Annotated in this window: 14 protein-coding genes; 6 read left to right on the top strand and 8 right to left on the bottom strand. The window is 58.3% G+C overall.

The annotated features are described in order from the left end of the window. Positions 1-145 precede the first annotated feature (145 nt). From garD to kdgD, 4 genes are all read right to left on the bottom strand, one after another. Positions 146-1,699, bottom strand: coding sequence for a galactarate dehydratase (garD, locus tag ACA059_RS04420; RefSeq protein ID WP_497632880.1), 1,554 nt, complete (start codon positions 1,697-1,699; stop codon positions 146-148). 11 nt (positions 1,700-1,710) lie between these two features. Then, positions 1,711-3,078 (bottom strand): MFS transporter, encoded by a 1,368-nt coding sequence (locus ACA059_RS04415; RefSeq protein WP_462003989.1) that lies wholly within the window; start codon positions 3,076-3,078, stop codon positions 1,711-1,713. A gap of 158 nt (positions 3,079-3,236) precedes the next feature. Further along, on the bottom strand, positions 3,237-4,682 hold the full coding sequence (locus tag ACA059_RS04410) for an aldehyde dehydrogenase family protein (RefSeq protein WP_497632879.1): 1,446 nt from the start codon (positions 4,680-4,682) through the stop codon (positions 3,237-3,239). A 60-nt stretch (positions 4,683-4,742) separates the two neighbouring features. After that, the gene (gene kdgD / locus ACA059_RS04405) at positions 4,743-5,654 is read right to left on the bottom strand and encodes a 5-dehydro-4-deoxyglucarate dehydratase (protein ID WP_046045831.1); all 912 of its coding nucleotides are present in this window, start codon (positions 5,652-5,654) and stop codon (positions 4,743-4,745) included. A 238-nt stretch (positions 5,655-5,892) separates the two neighbouring features. Here kdgD and ACA059_RS04400 point away from each other — a divergent pair, with 238 nt between their 5' ends. Then, on the top strand, positions 5,893-7,209 hold the full coding sequence (locus ACA059_RS04400; protein WP_497632878.1) for a phospholipase: 1,317 nt from the start codon (positions 5,893-5,895) through the stop codon (positions 7,207-7,209). A gap of 14 nt (positions 7,210-7,223) precedes the next feature. Then, positions 7,224-7,415: a hypothetical protein gene (locus ACA059_RS04395; RefSeq protein WP_497632877.1), complete on the top strand. Its 192-nt coding sequence runs from the start codon at positions 7,224-7,226 to the stop codon at positions 7,413-7,415. 52 nt (positions 7,416-7,467) lie between these two features. Here the strand turns inward: ACA059_RS04395 and ACA059_RS04390 are convergent, their stop codons facing one another. The 4 genes from ACA059_RS04390 to ACA059_RS04375 form a co-directional block, all read right to left on the bottom strand. Beyond that, positions 7,468-8,217: a FadR/GntR family transcriptional regulator gene (locus ACA059_RS04390; RefSeq protein WP_497632876.1), complete on the bottom strand. Its 750-nt coding sequence runs from the start codon at positions 8,215-8,217 to the stop codon at positions 7,468-7,470. A 202-nt stretch (positions 8,218-8,419) separates the two neighbouring features. Next, positions 8,420-10,147 carry an ABC transporter ATP-binding protein/permease gene (locus tag ACA059_RS04385; protein WP_497632875.1) on the bottom strand — a complete coding sequence of 576 codons (1,728 nt, stop codon included), beginning with the start codon at positions 10,145-10,147 and terminating at the stop codon, positions 8,420-8,422. A gap of 97 nt (positions 10,148-10,244) precedes the next feature. After that, positions 10,245-10,811, bottom strand: coding sequence for a response regulator transcription factor (locus tag ACA059_RS04380; RefSeq protein ID WP_008148925.1), 567 nt, complete (start codon positions 10,809-10,811; stop codon positions 10,245-10,247). After that, the gene (locus ACA059_RS04375) at positions 10,804-12,066 is read right to left on the bottom strand and encodes an ATP-binding protein (protein WP_095129467.1); all 1,263 of its coding nucleotides are present in this window, start codon (positions 12,064-12,066) and stop codon (positions 10,804-10,806) included. The genes ACA059_RS04380 and ACA059_RS04375 overlap by 8 nt, the downstream gene beginning before the upstream one ends. A gap of 378 nt (positions 12,067-12,444) precedes the next feature. Here ACA059_RS04375 and ACA059_RS04370 point away from each other — a divergent pair, with 378 nt between their 5' ends. From ACA059_RS04370 to ACA059_RS04355, 4 genes are all read left to right on the top strand, one after another. Next, positions 12,445-13,161 (top strand): SIMPL domain-containing protein, encoded by a 717-nt coding sequence (locus ACA059_RS04370; RefSeq protein ID WP_497632874.1) that lies wholly within the window; start codon positions 12,445-12,447, stop codon positions 13,159-13,161. 684 nt (positions 13,162-13,845) lie between these two features. Then, entirely contained in the window at positions 13,846-15,471 is a 1,626-nt protein-coding gene (locus tag ACA059_RS04365) for an ABC transporter substrate-binding protein (protein WP_056742905.1), read from the top strand. A gap of 309 nt (positions 15,472-15,780) precedes the next feature. Next, positions 15,781-17,382: an ABC transporter substrate-binding protein gene (locus ACA059_RS04360; RefSeq protein WP_497632873.1), complete on the top strand. Its 1,602-nt coding sequence runs from the start codon at positions 15,781-15,783 to the stop codon at positions 17,380-17,382. 178 nt (positions 17,383-17,560) lie between these two features. Then, positions 17,561-18,976, top strand: a complete 1,416-nt coding sequence (locus ACA059_RS04355) for an OprD family porin (protein WP_497632872.1) — start codon at positions 17,561-17,563, stop codon at positions 18,974-18,976. The last annotated feature ends 55 nt before the right edge of the window (positions 18,977-19,031 follow it).

The following is a 19,031-nucleotide window of genomic DNA, read 5'->3' as shown; positions in this document are numbered from 1 at the left end:
CTTGGGTGAGCGTCGTTAGGGGGCTAATGATAAGCCACCAAGTCCCCTGGCGTCTGTTAGACCGCTATCGCGAGCAGGCTCGCTCCCACAGGGAATGCATTTCAAATGTGGGAGCGAGCTTGCTCGCGATGCAGGCGACTCGGTCTTAAGTGATCGGCGCCGGGTTGAACAAGGTAATGTCGTTGTGCAGCTTGTGCTTCTCAGCCCACGTCTGCTTCTTGCCGCTAGCCACATCCAGGTAGTAGTGGAACAACTCCCAGCCAAGGTCTTCGATCGACGCCCGTCCAGTCGCAATCCGTCCGGCATCGATGTCGATCAAATCCGGCCAGCGCTGCGCCAGCTCGGTCCGGGTCGACACCTTCACCACCGGCACCATGGCCAACCCGTAAGGCGTGCCACGCCCGGTAGTGAACACATGCAGGTTCATCCCCGCCGCCAATTGCAACGTCCCGCAGACAAAATCACTGGCCGGGGTCGCACAGAAGATCAGCCCTTTGCGCTTGAAGCGCTCACCAGGACCCAGCACCCCGTTGATCGCGCTGCTACCGGATTTGACGATCGAGCCCAGCGACTTCTCGACAATGTTCGATAACCCGCCCTTCTTGTTGCCCGGCGTGGTGTTGGCGCTGCGATCCGCTTCGCCCTTGGCCAGGTAACGGTCGTACCAGTCCATCTCGCGCACCAGTTCCTGAGCGACTTCTTCTGTTTCCGCACGTGAAGTCAGGAGGTAAATCGCGTCGCGCACTTCGGTGACTTCAGAAAACATCACCGTCGCACCCGCGCGCAATAACAGGTCCGAGGCATAACCCAACGCCGGGTTGGCGGTGATCCCGGAAAACGCATCGCTGCCGCCGCACTGCATGCCCAGAATCAGCTCGGACGCCGGCACGGTTTCCCGGCGACGTCGATCGAGCTTCTTCAAACGGGTTTCGGCCAACGCCATGATCTGCTCGATCATCTCAGTGAAACCGTGACTGGAATCCTGCAAGCGGTACAACCACGGATCGCTCAAATCCACCGAGCTGTCGTTCTCGTGCATCACCTGCCCGGCCTGCAATTTCTCGCAGCCCAGGCTGATCACCAAGGCTTCACCACCCAGGTTCGGGTTGCGCGCGAGGTTGCGCACGGTGCGGATCGGGATGTACGCGTCGGTGGCGGTAATCGCCACGCCGCAGCCGTAACTGTGGGTCAGCGCCACCACATCATCGACGTGCGGATACTTGGGCAGCAACTCGTCCTTGATGCGCTTGACCGCATGGTCCAGCACGCCGGTGACGCACTGAACCGTCGTGGTAATCCCGAGAATGTTGCGCGTGCCGACGGTGCCGTCGGCGTTGCGATAACCCTCGAACGTGAAGCCTTCCAGCGGTGCCTGCGCCGCCGGCACTTCGGTGGACAGCGGCAAGCTGTCCAGCGGTGGCGCGGTGGGCATGCGCAGTTGATCTTCCTTGACCCAGCTGCCGCGCGGAATCGGCTGCAACGCGTAACCAATGGTCTGCCCGTAACGAATCACCTGGCCGCCCACGGGAATGTCTTCCAGGGTGACCTTGTGGCTCTGTGGCACGAAATCCACGGTGACCAGCCCGTCCGGAAACTCGGTACCGGCCGGCACGCCTTGGTCATTGACCACGATCACGACGTTGTCCCGCTCGTGCAGGCGGATGTAGCGCGGCGAGTCGGAATGTTCAATCAACTGCATGACGCCGCTCCTCAGGAATGCGCTTGAGACAATTTGTTATTGGTTTCAGGACCGCTGACCGGCGGCTCCTTGAGTACCACGCGTTTGATCGGACCGACGATCACCAGGTAGCTGAACACTGCGACCAGTGCGTTGCAACCGACAAACACCAGCGCCCATTTGAACGAACCGGTGGAGCTGATGATGTAACCGATCACGATTGGCGTGGTGATGGAGGCGATGTTGCCGAACATGTTGAACAGGCCGCCACTCAAACCGGCGATCTGTTTCGGCGAGGTGTCAGACACCACCGCCCAGCCCAGCGCGCCCACGCCTTTACCGAAGAACGCCAGGGCCATGAAACCGACGACCATCCATTCAACATCGACATAGTTGCAGGCCACGATGCTGCTGGAGACCAGTAAGCCAGCAATGATCGGCGCCTTGCGGGCGAAGGTCAGGGAATGCCCCTTGCGCAGCAGGTAGTCGGAAATCACCCCGCCGAGCACACCACCGATAAAGCCGCAGATCGCCGGCAACGAGGCAATGAAACCCGCCTTGAGGATGGTCATGCCGCGTTCTTGCACCAGGTACACCGGGAACCAGGTCAGGAAGAAGTAGGTGATGCCGTTGATGCAGTACTGGCCCAGGTACACGCCGAGCATCATGCGGTTGGTCAGCAACTGGCGGATGTAGTCCCACTTCGGCCCGTCGACCTTTTTGCCTTTGCCCTTGTCCTGATCCATGTCGACCATGCCGCCGTTGTCGGCGATGTGCTTGAACTCGGCGTCATTGATCATCGGGTGCTGGCGCGGGCTGTGGATAACCTTCAGCCAGATCCCCGAGAAGATGATGCCGATCACGCCCATGACGATGAACACGTGCTGCCAGCCGAAGCTGTAAACGATCCAGCCCATCAGCGGTGCAAACAGCACCGTGGCGAAGTATTGCGCCGAGTTGAAAATCGCAGACGCCGTACCGCGTTCAGCGGTCGGAAACCAGGCCGCAACGATGCGTGCGTTACCGGGAAAGGATGGCGCTTCGGCCAGACCCACCAGGAAGCGCAGCATGAACAGCGCAACCACCGCCGTGGACATGCCGAACTCGCCGACATAGCCCTGCAGCACGGTGAACAGCGACCAGGTGAAAATGCTTAAAGCGTAAACTTTTTTCGAACCAAAACGGTCCAGCAGCCAGCCACCGGGAATTTGCCCGGCCACGTAGGCCCAACCGAATGCGGAGAAGATATAACCGAGGGTGACCGCGTCGATGCCGAGGTCTTTTTGCAGGCTGGAGCCCGCGATGGCGATGGTAGCCCGGTCGGCGTAGTTGATCGTGGTCACCAGAAAAAGCATGAGCAAAATCAAATAGCGGACGTGGGTCGGCTTGGTCGCTTGCATGTAGATGTACTCCCACTGATTATTTTTATGCGCGGGTGAAACGGGTGTGTTCCCTGTAGGAGCTGTCGAGTGAAACGAGGCTGCGATCTTTTGATCTTTAGAAGCAAAGATCGCAGCCTCGTTTCACTCGACAGCTCCTACAGGGGTATTGCGATGTATCAGGAGCCGATGTAGGAAGTTTTCACGACCGTGTAAAACTCTTGCGCGTAGCGACCTTGCTCGCGGGAGCCATAGGATGATCCTTTACGCCCACCGAATGGAACGTGGTAATCCACGCCCGCCGTCGGCAGGTTGACCATCACCATCCCGGCCTGGGAGTGGCGCTTGAAGTGGTTGGCGTACTTCAACGACGTGGTGGCAATGCCCGCCGACAGACCGAATTCGGTGTCGTTGGCCATGGCCAGCGCGGCCTCGTAATCCGCGACGCGAACCACGTTGGCGACCGGGCCGAAGATCTCTTCGCGGCTAATGCGCATCGCGGCTTCGCTGTCGGCAAACAGGGTTGGCGCGAGGTAATAGCCTTCGGTGTCGCAGGTCACCAGACCGCCGCCGCTGACCAGACGTGCACCTTCGGACTGGCCGATGTCGATGTACTTCATGTCCTGTTCAAGCTGCGCTTGCGAGACGACCGGACCGATGTCGGTGCCGGCTTTCAGCGCGTGACCGACCTTGATCGACTTCATGCGCTCAGCCACGGCTTCAACGAACTTGTCGTGAATCCCGGCGGTGACGATGAAACGGCTCGAGGCGGTGCAACGCTGGCCGGTGGAGTAGAACGCGCTCTGTACTGACAGCTCGACCGCTTGCTTGAGGTCGGCGTCGTCGAGAATGATCTGCGGGTTCTTACCGCCCATTTCCAGCTGAACCTTGGCCTGACGCGACACGCAGTTGACCGCGATCTGACGACCGACGCCCACGGAACCGGTGAAGCTGATGCCGTCGACTTTCGGGCTCTGTACCAGCGCATCGCCCACCACACGACCGCTGCCCATCACCAGATTGAACACGCCGGCCGGGAAGCCTGCGCGGGAGATGATTTCAGCCAGCGCCCAGGCGCAACCCGGCACCAGATCGGCCGGTTTCAGCACGACGCAGTTGCCGTAGGCCAGGGCGGGGGCGATTTTCCACGCGGGGATCGCGATCGGGAAGTTCCATGGTGTGATCAGACCGACCACGCCCAGCGCTTCGCGGGTCACTTCGACGTTCACACCCGGACGCACCGACGGCAAGTAGTCGCCGGACAGACGCAGGCATTCACCGGCGAAGAATTTGAAGATGTTACCGGCGCGAGTCACTTCGCCGATGGCTTCGGGCAGGGTCTTGCCCTCTTCCCGAGCCAGCAAGGTGCCGAGTTCTTCGCGGCGGGCGAGGATTTCGCTGCCGACTTTATCCAGGGAATCGTGACGTGCCTGAATGCCCGACGTGGACCAGGCCGGGAACGCGGCACGAGCAGCGTCGATGGCGGCGTGAACCTGAGCCAGATCAGCCTTGGCGTATTCGCCGATGGTGTCGGTCAATTCGGACGGGTTGATGTTGGTGGAGTAATCACTACCCGCAACCCATTCACCGTTGATGTAGTTATCGAAACGCTTTGAATCAGCCACAGAGAATCTCCTCACGCAAAAAGCCGCTGATCACTCAGCGGCCTTGTTTAATCGGGTGTGTTACTGCGCACCTTGCTTGTCGATCAGCGCGGCGAGCATTTCGTACTCTTCGCCGGTCAGATCGGTCAGCGGCGCACGCACAGGACCTGCGTCATAGCCGACAATTTTTGCCCCGGCCTTGACGATGCTCACCGCGTAGCCCGCTTTGCGGTTACGGATGTCCAGGTACGGCAGGAAGAAGTCGTCGATGATCTTGCCGACGGTGGCGTGATCTTCGCGGGCAATGGCGTGGTAGAAATCCATCGCGGTTTTCGGGATGAAGTTGAACACCGCCGACGAGTAAACCGGCACGCCCAATGCCTTGTAGGCCGCGGCGTAGACTTCGGCGGTCGGCAAACCGCCCAGGTAGCTGAAGCGATCACCGAGGCGGCGACGGATCGACACCATCAACTCGATATCGCCCAGGCCATCCTTGTAGCCGATCAGGTTCGGGCAGCGCTCGGCCAGGCGTTCCAGCAGCGGCGCGGTCAGGCGGCAGACGTTGCGGTTGTAAACCACCACGCCAATTTTCACCGATTTGCACACGGCTTCAACGTGGGCGGCAACGCCGTCCTGGCTGGCTTCGGTCAGGTAGTGCGGCAGCAGCAACAAGCCTTTGGCGCCCAGACGCTCGGCTTCCTGTGCGTATTCGATGGCTTGACGAGTCGAACCGCCAACGCCGGCCAGAATCGGCACGCTGGTTTCGCAGGTGTCGACGGCAGTCTTGATGATTTCCGAATATTCGCTGGCCGCCAGAGAGAAGAACTCACCGGTGCCGCCCGCGGCGAACAATGCCGAGGCGCCGTATGGGGCCAGCCATTCGAGACGTTTGATGTAGCCAGCGCGGTGGAAATCGCCCTGAGCATTGAAATCGGTAACCGGGAAAGACAGCAGACCGGAAGAGAGGATGGACTTCAGTTCTTGTGGATTCATTATTCGAACACCCTGGGTAGCGACGTATGTGTGTGAGAAAACCGTTCAGCCTGCGCCGAAGTTGTAGGTCATCGTACAACTTAAATAATAACCGTCAACTGCATTTCATCGCCAACCGCAGAATTTGAGTCGGAAAAGTATTTTCTTGACGTAGGAAATTTCTCCTCTATGATCCAGATGACTGTATATGCATACAGTTATTTTTGAATCGTACCGACGACATATCAAGGAGATAGAAATGTCAGGTCTATACGCACAACCGAAGGAAAAACCGAAACAGGTCATTGCCGAATTGGATGATCTTTTTACCGAACATGGCATCCCTCTGATCGGGGAAAACCAACACGTGGTCTTGCAGATTGCTGATCATCACAACTCTGCATCTGCCCTTCCCGCGTCGCTACCCACAGCCTCCGGTAAAGCCCTGAAAGGCAAGCCACAGCTGAGGTTCGAGGGTGGCGAACACACCGCCATTGGCGACAGCACCCTGCTGCGTTTCGTCAAGGATGCGCCCGCTATCCCGGCTTCACAGGTGGAGCTGCATTTGCCCAATGGGCTGGCGCTGACCTACGGCCAAGTCATTGCGCTGGGAGGTGATTTCTATGGAATTCCCGATCAACCGATCAGCGAAGGTGCGACAGGCGCCGACCGAATCCAGCGTTTTACCAATGCCTTCAACTCGCTGGCCGTGCTGCCTGCTTCTAATGCTGAGGCCAAGCTGATCCTCGGTGTCATGCAAAAGGAAATCGCCGCGATCAAGCAAGCGATCAAGGACGGTAAACAACCTCACGAAGCCTATGACGCCCTCGGTGATACGTTGTCGGAAGAGTGGAACAAGATCACCGGCGGCGGCAGTGTCGTCTCGGCGCTGTTTCCATTGGGCCGTTACCTGAAACTGGCCGCCAACAATGCCGATCACTTCGCCGAATGGGCGCTGCTGGCCTATATCGCCGGGCACACCGCGGCTGTGCAACAAGCAGTGCTGGCCCACGCCAGCGGCGATGAGAAGCAGTTGGAGCTGGCCTATGCGATGAACGCTTTTGCCGATCACTACCTGACCGACCTGTTTTCCGCCGGCCACCTGCGAGTGCCTCGCAAACAATTGGCTGCGGTGGTTACACCCAGCGATCTGGGTTCGTTGATCACGCGTTTCATGCACGACGAAGACAGCAAGTTCGGCCTCAATGTGCGCAATGGCAACGGCGATCAATGGCATGCGTATGGGGACAAGCGCTACTTCGACGCCATCGACAGCGCCAATCGCGCCCAGGTGAACCAGGCGGTGCAGATGTCGGCGGATGAAGTGTTTGCGGCTTATCTCAGTGGAATCGCACCGTCGGCCGGCAGCTTTGCTGCGTTGAAAAAACTGCCTGATCTTCAAGCGGTGCTGAACCCGACGGGTAATTTCTCGCCGTTGTTCAAGGTCGAGGGCAACAAGGTGCTGCGGCGCAAGGACGTCAACAATCTGAACGACACTGCCACCGTCGATGACTGGTGGGGCTGGAGTACTTATTTGCTGCTCAAGGATTACAAACCCACTGGCAACGTTGCCTGATAAGGAGATCGATGATGACTATCAAATTGAAACTGGAATTGGCTTCGGGGCAATCGCTGAAGGGTGCGCCGTTGGAGTTGTTGGCCAAGGGCGTGCCGATTGCTCGGGCGGTGGTTGATGAGCATGGGCATGTGGCATTCGATGCCAAGGCTGAGGCTTCTGAGTGGGCCGTGAGGGTGGATCGTTCGATTCTCAGGACCGGCTGATTCCCCGCACCTGATCGTTCCCACGCTCTGCGTGGGAACGATCTATAACTTCTTACCCGCGCTGAGCTTCTGCCTCTTCATGCGCATGACGCAGCCGCTCCCGGCTGTTCGTCAGATGCAACCGCATCGCCGCCCGCGCCGCATCCGAATCCTGACGGGCAATCGCATCGTAAATTTCTTCGTGCTCTCGGCTCAGACGATTCATGTAGTGCTGTTGGTCGTCATGGGCCAGGCGCGCGGAGTTGAGGCGTGTACGCGGAATGATGCTGGTGCCCAGGTGGGTCATGATGTCGGTGAAATAGCGGTTGCCCGTCGCCAGGGCGATTTGCAGGTGGAACTGGAAGTCGGACGCCACGGCATCGCTGGCATGGGAAACACTTTCATTCAACGCATCCAGCGCAGCACGCATCAACGCTAGCTGCTCGGGGCTGCGGCGCTGCGCGGCGAGGCCGGCGGACTCCACTTCCAGGCTGATGCGCAGTTCCAGAATCGCCAGCACGTCACGCAACGTGACCACGGTCGCCGGGTCGATACGGAAACCGCTCGGGCTCGGGGTGTCGAGCACGAAGGTGCCGATGCCGTGGCGGGTTTCAACCTGGCCTGCCGCCTGCAAACGGGAAATCGCTTCGCGCACCACGGTGCGGCTGACGCCATGGGTATCCATGATCGCCGACTCGGTGGGCAACTTGTCGCCACGCTTGAGGTGACCGTCGCGGATCTGCTCGGACAGCACCGTCACCAGTTCCTGAGCGAGGCTGCGGCGCTTGCGAGGGAGGCGTGGTGCGTCGATCGGGTTTTCCATGGTGAACGTCTTTCTCGAAAGTTGCGGCTGAAACCGCATCATAGCTCAACGCGGTTGTACGATCACCGTCGGCGAACGCCGGCCCCTGTGGGAGCGAGCTTGCTCGCGAAGGCGGAGTGTCAGACACCATCAATGCTAGATGTCAGACCGCGTTCGTCGGAACGCCGCCCGGAGCAAGCCCGCTCCCACGGGTTTGTGGTGTTCAGGCTGTCACGGTCTGGTCCACCAGATGCCCATTCTCGATACGAACATGCCGTGGATGGAACCGCTTCAGGCTGCTGCGATGCCCGACGCTGACAATACTCAATCCCGGAATCTCATCGATCAAGGTCTGATACAGCGACGCTTCGTCCTCTTCGTCCATCGCCGAGGTCGCTTCGTCCATGTACAGCCATTGCGGTGCGTAAAGCAGCGCACGAGCGAAGGCCAGTCGTTGCTGCTCACCCGGCGACAACATGCGCTGCCAGTGATTGGCTTCGTCCAGACGGGCAACGAGGTGCGGCAAACGACAGGCTTCCAGCACGTGAACGTAGCGCTCGTGCGGATACGTATCGCCAGACTGTGGATAACTCAGCGCTTCACGCAGGCTGCCAATCGGCAGATACGGTTTTTGCGGCAGGAACAGATAACGCCCCGTCGGCAGACGAATACTGCCGTGGCCAGCCGGCCAAAGGTGCCCCATCGCTCGAAACAAAGTGGATTTACCGCTGCCGGAGCGACCGCTGAGCATGACGCGCTCACCCTCCTCCACGGTCATGTCGGCGTTGGTCAGCAGGTGACGACCGTCAGCGAGGTCGAGGCCAAGGTTATGCACCTTCAACACCGCCCCCGAATTCTGTACATCGATGGCCGGTGTGCGCTCTTCGTTGTCAGTCATGGCCTGGCGGAAACTCAGCAGACGATCACAGGTGGCGCGCCATTCGGCAAGGTCCTGGTACGCCGTGATGAACCAACTGAAGTTGTCCTGGACGTTAGCGAACGCCGAGTTGATTTGCATCAGCTCTCCCAGCTCGATCTTGCCGGTGAAGTAACGCGGCGCGGCGACCATGAACGGAAAGATGACTGCAATCTGTTCATAACCGGACGTAAAGAAGGTCAGGCGCTTGGACACTTTCATGATGTCCCAGTAGTTGTGCCAGACCATCCCGAAGCGGCTGCTCAAGCGGCGGTTCTCATTCGGCTCGCCGTTGTACAGCGCAATGCTTTCAGCATTCTCGCGAACCCGCACCATGGAGAAACGCAGGTCGGCTTCGAAGCGTTGTTGGTTGTTGTTAAGGCCGATCAGGCGGCGGCCAATCAAATGCGTCAGCCAACTGGCGACGGCGGCGTAAACCAGCGCGCACCAGAACATGTAACCGGGAATCGTGAAGCCGAACACTTCGATACTGCCCGACACGCCCCACAGAATGATCGAGAACGAGACGAGGCTGACGATGTTGCGAATCAACCCGAGCCCCAGGCCCAACGTGTTGGTGGTGAATTTATTGAGGTCTTCGGAAATCCGCTGGTCCGGGTTATCGGTGTAACCGCCCTGCTCCAGCTGGTAGTAATTCTTGTTGCCGAGCCAGCGGGCAAAGTGCTTTTCGGTGAGCCAGGCCCGCCAGCGAATCGTCAGCATCTGGGTCAGGTAGAGCCGATACACCGCGCCGAGAATGGCCACCGCCGCAATGCCGCAGAAATACAGGATCAACTGCCAGAACGCTGCCTCGTCCTTCTTTTGCAGGGCGTTGTAAAAATCCTTGTACCAACTGTTGACCCATACCGAAATCGCCACGCTGAACAGCGACAGCGCGATCACGGCGATCAGCAACGTCCAGGCCTTGCCCTTCTCTTCACTGCGCCAGTAAGGCGTGGTCATCGCCCAGACTTTGCGAAAAAACTGCCCGCGCACAGCATCATTGACCGCGGAATATTCAGCGTTCTGATTCATGGATAAGGCTCGATAAAGAAAAGAACACACACAAACCGATCATAGATGATCGGTTCGGTTCCTCGCGAGGAGCGGCCGGCATTCGTTCAGCGCAGGTTCAGCGACGAACGGGACGCTTCTGCAGTTTGCGCTGTAGCGTGCGGCGGTGCATGCCCAGGGCGCGGGCAGTGGCGGAGATGTTGCCTTCGTGCTCGGTCAGCACGCGCTGGATGTGTTCCCACTGCAGGCGATCCACCGACATCGGGTTTTCCGGCACCAACGTGTCGAGGTCGGCATGCTCGGAGAGCAGCGCGGCCAACACGTCATCGGCGTCCGCCGGTTTGCACAGGTAATTGCAGGCGCCGCGCTTGATCGCCTCGACGGCGGTGGCGATGCTCGAGTAACCGGTGAGGATCACCACGCGCATTTCCGGGTCCAGCTCAAGTAGCTTGGGCAACAGCACCAGGCCGGAATCGCCGTCCATTTTCAGGTCCAGCGCGGCGTAGTCCGGCAGGTCGGCCTGAGCGATGGTCAGGCCTTCTTCGGCGGAACCGGCGGTGCTGACGCGAAAGCCGCGGCGGGCCATGGCACGGGCCATCACCCGGGTAAAAGTTGCGTCGTCGTCTACCAGCAGCAAATGCGGCAGTTCTTCGCCTTCGCCTTCGACTTGGATCTCGTCACTCATGTTCGTCTCCTCGGGCGACACGGGGCAGGCGCAGCTCGGTGAGCGTGCCGCCTTCCTCATGACTGTAGAGTTTCACTGAGCCGCCGGCGCGTGTCACGCTGGCCTTGCTCAAAAACAGGCCCAGGCCGAAACCTTTGCCCTTGGTGGTAAAAAACGGTTTGCCGATCTGCTCGGCGATGGCCAACGGCACACCGGCGCCGTGATCGCGGATGCTGATGGTCAAGTCCTCGGCATTCCAGTCCAGCGTCACTTGCAACCCTTCGGGGCAAGCGTCGGCGGCATTGTTGAGCAAATTCAGCAGCGCCTGGGTCAGGTCCGGCGGCGGCGCCATGCGCGGCACGGTGCCTTGGCCCAAGCGCTGGAAGCGGTAACTGGCTTCCGGGCGCATCAGGTGCCAGCGGTTCAGGGCTTCGTCGAGCCAATCGGTGACGTCCTGCATCTCCACGGCCAATCGACGATTGGCCTCGGCGGCGCGCACCAGTTGCTGCAAGGTTTCTTTGCAGAGTTTGACCTGATCCTGCAGCACGCTCAGGTCGTCCTGCAACATCGGGTCGTGGTGGTCCTGACGCATTTCCTTGAGCAACACGCTCATGGTCGCCAGCGGCGTGCCCAGTTCATGGGCAGCACCGGCGGCCTGGGTAGCGACGGCCAGCAGTTGCTGATCACGCAGGCCCTCTTCGCGACGGATGGCGCGCAGTTCTTCCTGACGGCGCAGTTCTTCGGCCATGCGTGCGGCGAAGAAGGTGATGACCGCCGCGGCCAGGGCGAAGCTCAGCCACATCCCGTAAACCTGCAGGTTTTCCCGAGCGATCGGGAAGGTTTGCAGCGGGTAGAAGCGCGCCAGCAGCAGGGTGTACATCGTCAACGCGATACCGGACAGAATCACCGAATACCGCCATGGTAACGTCACGGCGGCGATGGTCAGCGGCACCAGGTAATAAGAGACGAAGGGGTTGGTCGAGCCGCCGGAGAAATACAGCAAGGCACTGTGGATAAACAGGTCGCAGGCCAGTTGCACGGCGTATTCGAGTTCGGTAACCGGCCATGAGGTGCGCAGGCGAATGGCCGTGAACGCGCACAGCAACATCGAGCAACCGAGGGTCGCAGCCAGTTGGAACCAAGGCAGCGGCAGTAAGTCGAGCCAGTAAGCCAGGCCCACGGAACCGGCCTGAGCGGCCAACACCAATGTGCGGATGAACGTCAGCCGCCAGAGATTCTGACGAGTAGCGGAAGTGATTTGAACGGGGGCGAGCATGAGCTCTCCTGATGAGCGCTCCAGGCGGATCGCACGGAGTATAACCAAGCACGGGGGCTGGCAGGCAAAAGTGCGGCAAACGGCCACACTTGTGAGTGGCATGAAGGTCTTTGTGGCGAGGGGATTTATCCCCCGTTGGGTGGCGAAGCCGCCCCAAATCAGCAAACAAATTTGTCAGATTATTGCAGAGAGCGGTTTACGACTGCTTCGCAGCCGAACGGGGCGGTGCGGCGTTCCGCTAAATCCCCTCGCCACAGGGCCACCTGCAATCGATCTGTATAGAAGTTGTAACTGTGCGAACCGGATCATTAAAGCTAGAGTCTGATGGTTTCACGCAGGCTCGGACCTTAACCCCTGCGCAACGTCCAAGGAGTTTTCATGCACAGTTTCAGCCGCAGCGCCGCCCTTCTTGCCCTTAGCGTTGGCACCGTCGCCAGCCTCCCGGCCCTGGCCGCCGACGAACTTCATTACAACCAGATCGCCCTGCGCGCCGAAGTCAGTCAGGAAGTGGCCCGCGACCTGATGATCGTGACCCTCTATACAGAAGAACAAAACACCGACCCGGCCAAACTTGCCGCCGACGTCAGCACCACCATGAACAAAGCGCTGGCCCAGGCCAAACAGGTCAAGGAAGTCACCCTACGCCAGGGCAGCCGCAACAGTTACCCGATCTACGATACCAAGGGCCAGAAAATCACCGGCTGGCGCGAACGTGCCGAACTGCGCCTGGAAAGCTCCGACTTTGCGGCACTGTCGAAACTGACCGGCGAACTGCTCACCGACTTGAAAATGGGTGGCATGGACTTCGCCATCGCCACACCAACCCGCAAGGCCAGCGAAGATGCGCTGCTTAAAGAAGCCGTGACAGCCTTCAAGGCCCGTGCTCAATTGGCGACCGACGCGTTGGGTGGCAAGGGTTACAAAATCGTTAACCTGAATTTGAACAGCAACGGTTATCCACAACCGTACATGCGTGGGCCGATGATGATGAAAGCGGCGAGCATGGACGGTGCGCCGGTTACGCCGGAAGTCGAGGCTGGTACGAGTCAGGTCAGCATGGCGGCGGATGGGTCGATTGAAGTGTTGATGCCTTGATTCGGTAACCGGCACACAGAAACGGCGATCACCGAAGTAATCGCCGTTTTTTGTTGCCACACCAAAACCCAAAAGCGGAACGCGGAGCGTCCCAGGCCGCATTCCCACGCAGAGTGGTGGGAACGATCAATTGGGTCAGAAAATCCTCCGTTATCAGACGCTCGACACTTGCGAAAAAGCCAAGCGCTACCGCAAGCAGCAAAGGTTGCACCCCCGGTACTACCAACACGCCCACGCTGCCCCCACCAAATCCCAAGCCAAGCATCACCCACAGATGTCCACTGACAAACAGTAACGGAACAATCTGCCCCCACAGACACAACAACCCTTTAAACAACAAACACCTAGCCATCAATCCAGAACTCAATCTCATTCACGCCCGCCCTCCCCATTCACACCCCTCAATGATGGGTATGAATAAGTAACACCGCGCTCCAATCGAGTGCGCAAGACGTCCAGATCGCCCCGCGCAGGTGCGCGATTTGCACTGAAAAAAACCTGCGCAAACGGTCAAATGCGCCTGAATTTATACAAATGCGACATTAAGGTACGTTCGTGCCACTGTTTAACGCCTGTGGTCGCTCCGGATCTTGCATTGGGTATGGCCCCTGCATAAGTATCTGCAGGCACGACTCACGAGGTCGTCCTCTAATTCCAAAAATGACAACAAATCATGAGGCCACCATGCTTAAACACGCGGTCATTCCGTTTTTAGTCGGCGCAGGCTTGTTAGCTAGCGCACCTTTCGCCCAAGCGGCGACTAACCTGGTGTTTTGCTCCGAAGGGAGCCCGGCCGGTTTTGATCCTGGTCAGTACACCACCGGAACCGACTTCGACGCCTCTGCAGAAACCATGTTCAACCGTCTGACTCAGTTCGAGCGCGGCGGCACCGCCGTTATTCCTGGTTTGGCGACCAAATGGGACATCTCCGATGATGGCCTGACTTACACCTTCCACCTGCGTGAAGGTGTCAAGTTCCATACCACCCCGTACTTCAAGCCGACTCGTGAGTTCAACGCCGACGACGTGCTGTTCACCTTTAATCGCATGATTAACAAGGATGATCCGTTCCGTAAGGCGTACCCAACCGAATTCCCGTACTTCACCGACATGGGGATGGACACCAACATCACCAAGATCGATAAAGTCGACGACAAGACTGTCAAGTTCACCCTGAAAGAAGTCGACGCCGCGTTCATCCAGAACATGGCCATGAGTTTCGCTTCTGTCCAGTCCGCCGAGTACGCCGCCCAGCTGCTGAAAGAAGGCAAAGCCGCCGACATCAACCAGAAGCCGGTCGGCACTGGTCCGTTCGTGTTCAAGAGCTACCAGAAAGACTCCAACATCCGCTACACCGGGAACAAGGACTACTGGAAGCCTGACGACGTCAAGATCGACAACCTGATCTTCGCCATCACCACCGACCCGTCGGTACGTATCCAGAAGCTGAAGAAGAACGAGTGCCAGATCACTCTGTTCCCACGTCCGGCCGACCTGAAGGCGCTGCAAGAAGACAAGACTTTGAAGGTGCCTAACCAGGCTGGCTTCAACCTGGGTTACATCGCCTACAACGTGATGGACAAGATCAAAGGCAGCGATCAGCCGAACCCGATGGCCCAACTGAAAGTGCGTCAGGCACTGGACATGGCCGTCAACAAACAGCAGATCATTGATTCCGTTTACCAGGGTGCAGGTCAACTGGCCGTCAACGCCATGCCGCCAACCCAGTGGTCTTACGACACCACCATCAAGGATGCGCCGTACAACCCTGAGAAAGCCAAAGAGCTGCTCAAGGAAGCCGGCGTCAAGGAAGGCACCGAGATCAACCTGTGGGCGATGCCGGTGCAGCGTCCGTACAACCCGAACGCCAAGCTGATGGCTGAAATGCTGCAGTCCGACTGGGCCAAGATCGGTATCAAAGCCAAGATCGTGACCTACGAGTGGGGCGAGTACATCAAGCGCTCCAAAGGCGGTGAAAACGGCGCGATGCTGATTGGCTGGAGCGGCGACAACGGTGACCCGGACAACTGGCTGAACGTGCTGTTCGGCTGCGATTCTCTGCAAGGCAACAACTTCTCCAAGTGGTGCGACAAGAAGTTTGACGGCATCGTGAAAGAAGCCAAGCGCACGACCGATCAGTCCAAGCGCACCGAACTGTACAAGCAGGCGCAACACGTCCTCAAAGATGCCGTTCCAATGACACCTATCGCTCACTCGACGGTGTTCCAACCCATGCGCGACAACGTGCAGGACTTCAAGATCAGCCCGTTTGGCTTGAACTCCTTCTACGGCGTCAGCGTCAGCAAATAAGGTTTTGCAACGGCGACGTTTTTGACGTCGCCGTTGCTTTATCTGCCGAGAAAGTAGGAAACCACCTACATCCAATTCCGCTGAGCACTACAGCAGCGGCGTCGGACGCGTTGCCATTTCCTACGAGTCTTTAGGACTCTACGCATTTACTGCCAGACCCACGGCTCATACCGTCGGGATCTGACCAGTTCGTGCGTGGGCTCTCGGTTATTGCTGCCTGTCATGGCTTGAGATCAGTGATGCCTCCACGTCCTCGGACGAGGCGGCGAGTCATTGAAAAACACTTAGAGAACGAGAAAAGGGAGCGTCATGCGCCATACCTTGGTTTTATCCGCATTGCTGGGCACCGGTCTGTTGGCCGCCACTTCCATCAGCCAGGCCGCCAATAACAGCCTGGTGTTCTGCTCCGAAGGCAGCCCCGCTGGCTTCGACACCGCGCAGTACACGACCGCGACCGACAATGACGCCGCCGAGCCGTTGTACAACCGACTGGCAGAGTTCGAAAAAGGCGCCACCAACGTCGTACCAGGCCTGGCCACTCGCTGGGATATTTCCGAGGACGGCCTCAAGTACACTTTTCACCTACGCGAAGGGGTGAAATTTCATACAACCAAATACTTCACGCCGACCCGTGATTTCAACGCCGATGACGTGCTGTTCACGTTCAATCGCATGCTCGATCCACAGCAACCTTTCCGTAAGGCTTATCCGACCGAGTTCCCGTACTTCAACGGGATGAGCCTGAACAAGAACATCGCCAAGGTCGAGAAGACCGGGCCGCTGACCGTGGTCATGACGCTCAACAGCGTGGACGCCGCGTTCATCCAGAACATCGCCATGAGCTTCGCCGCCATCCTGTCCGCCGAATACGCCGACAAACTGCTGGCCGAAGGCAAGCCGAGCGACATCAACCAGAAGCCGATCGGCACCGGGCCGTTCGTGTTCAAGAGCTACCAGAAAGATTCGAACATCCGTTACACCGGCAACAAGCAGTACTGGGACCCGAGCCGGGTCAAGCTAGAGAACCTGATTTTCGCCATCAACACCGATGCCTCGGTGCGTGTGCAGAAGCTCAAGGCCAACGAGTGCCAGATCACCCTGCACCCACGCCCTGCCGACGTGACCGCACTGAAGAACGACCCGACACTCAAGCTCATCGAGAAGCCCGGTTTCAACCTCGGTTACATCGCCTACAACGTGCGCCACAAGCCTTTCGACCAGCTCGAAGTGCGCCAGGCGCTGGACATGGCGGTGAACAAGCAAGGCATTCTCAACGCCGTCTATCAAGGTGCCGGTCAACTGGCGGTCAACGCCATGCCACCGACCCAATGGTCCTACGACGAGACCATTAAAGACGCCGCCTACAACCCGGAAAAAGCCAAGGAATTGCTCAAGGCTGCCGGCGTGAAGGAAGGCACTGAAATTACGCTGTGGGCGATGCCGGTTCAGCGCCCTTACAACCCGAACGCCAATTTGATGGCCGAAATGCTCCAGGCTGACTGGGCAAAAATCGGCCTCAAAGTGAAGATCGTCAGCTACGAATGGGGCGAGTACATCAAGCGCACCAAGAATGGCGAGCACGACGTCAGCCTGATTGGCTGGACCGGTGACAACGGGGACCCGGACAACTGGCTCGGCACGCTTTACAGCTGCGACGCCATTGGCGGCAACAACTACTCCATGTGGTGTGATCCGGCTTACGACAAGCTGATCAAGCAGGCCAAGGTCGTCACCGACCGCGACCAGCGCACCGTGCTTTACAAACAGGCGCAACAGTACCTCAAACAGCAGGTGCCGATTACGCCAGTCGCCCACTCGACGGTTAACCAGCCGTTGAGCGCCAAAATCGAAGGATTCAAGGTGAGTCCTTTCGGTCGTAACGTGTTCTCGGGCGTCAGCATAGAAAAATAACCGATTAGCCAGAAACGCTGGGGGCGGATTCCGCCCTCACGCAAGCGTATTGCCGTAATTCGTCAATCCGGCTTACAGCAAACGTTTGCGATGCCTTGAATGAGTTCCAAACCAAATAGCCGGATCACCAAAAAAGACCGGCATTAAAAAAAAGAAAGAAAGAAAGGAGCTTCACCCCATGAAACTGAGTAGCACCGCGTTATTGGCCTTGGCCATCAGCAGCGTAACCGCCTCGGCGTACGCAGAAACCCAAAGCCAGGCGTACACCCCGGTTACCGTGAAAGAGAAAAGTGCTCAGAGTGAAGCCACTGGCTTTGTCGAAGGCCAATCGATCACCGGGAGCACGCGTAACTGGTATGCCAACGAGCAACTGAAACGTGGCGACAAGTTTTCTTACAACAAGAATGGTGTGTTGACCCCGACTGATCGTCGTATCAACTGGGTTCAAGGCACCATCGTCAAATACAACTCAGGCTTTACCCAAGGTACTGTCGGTTTCAGCACTGAAGTCGCGGCCTACAACGCCATTGCCCTGGATCGTGATCGCGAAGACCTGGCCTCTCGCTTCGGTGGTGCACCGGGTGATCGTGCAAAGCCTGGCTACAACCGTACACTGACCAAAGAAGGCGGCGACGCTCAAGGCCAGTGGAGCAAACTGGGTCTGGCCAACGTCAAGGCCCGTTTCTCCAACACCACCCTGACCGCCGGTCGTCAAAACTTCAGCAGCCCGCAGGTTGACGTCATCGGTAACCGTCCTCTGCCTTCGAGCTTCCAGGGTGTGTCCCTGCACAGCGAAGAGCTGGAAAACCTAACTTTTGACTTGGCCACATTCGATCGCAACTCTCCACGGACTGAAGAAAGCCAGCGTAAATTTCGCTCCGAATACGCTGACGAAATCATTGAAATCGATCACGTGAACACCGCTGGTATCACTTACCAGCCATTCGCCAGCCTGACTACCAGCGTGTGGGGCACTCAGGCCGAAGACATGTGGAACCAGTACTACTTCGGCGCCAGCCACGTGCTGGGTGACAGCTCGATACTCAGCCTGACCACCGGCCTGAATTACTACAAAACCGTCGACGAAGGCAAAGCGGTAATGGGTGATATCGACAACGACACCTACTCGCTGTCGCTCGGTCTGACTCACCAGGCCCACAGCCTGACGTTCTCGTACCAGGAAGTGAACGGTAACGAGTACTTCGACTACCTGCACGAAACCAACGGCATCTACCTGGCCAACTCCCTGCTGTCGGACTTCAACGGCCCGAACGAGAAATCCTTCCAGATCGCCTACGGCCTCAACATGGCGGAGTACGGCGTACCAGGCCTGAAATTCAACATCTACCAGGCTCGCGGTTGGGGTATCGACGGTACTCACTACAAAGGTGGCGCCTACGACAGCGTGACCTCGCAGGATGGTGAACACCACTATGAATACGGCATCGGTACTTCGTACGCCGTGCAGAGCGGTCCACTCAAGGCCACCGCTATTCGCGCGACCTACACCACTCACCGTGCCAGCGAAAACCAGGCTGACGGCAACATCAACGAGTTCCGTCTCGTGACCACCATCCCGTTCAACATCCTGTAATGCACCTGTCGAACGGCTGATTCAGTGACGAATCGGCCGTTCGGCTTTTGTCCTT

The sequence above is a fragment of the Pseudomonas sp. LBUM1647 genome (assembly GCF_059716175.1).
This window is presented reverse-complemented; position numbering and strand designations above follow the sequence as displayed.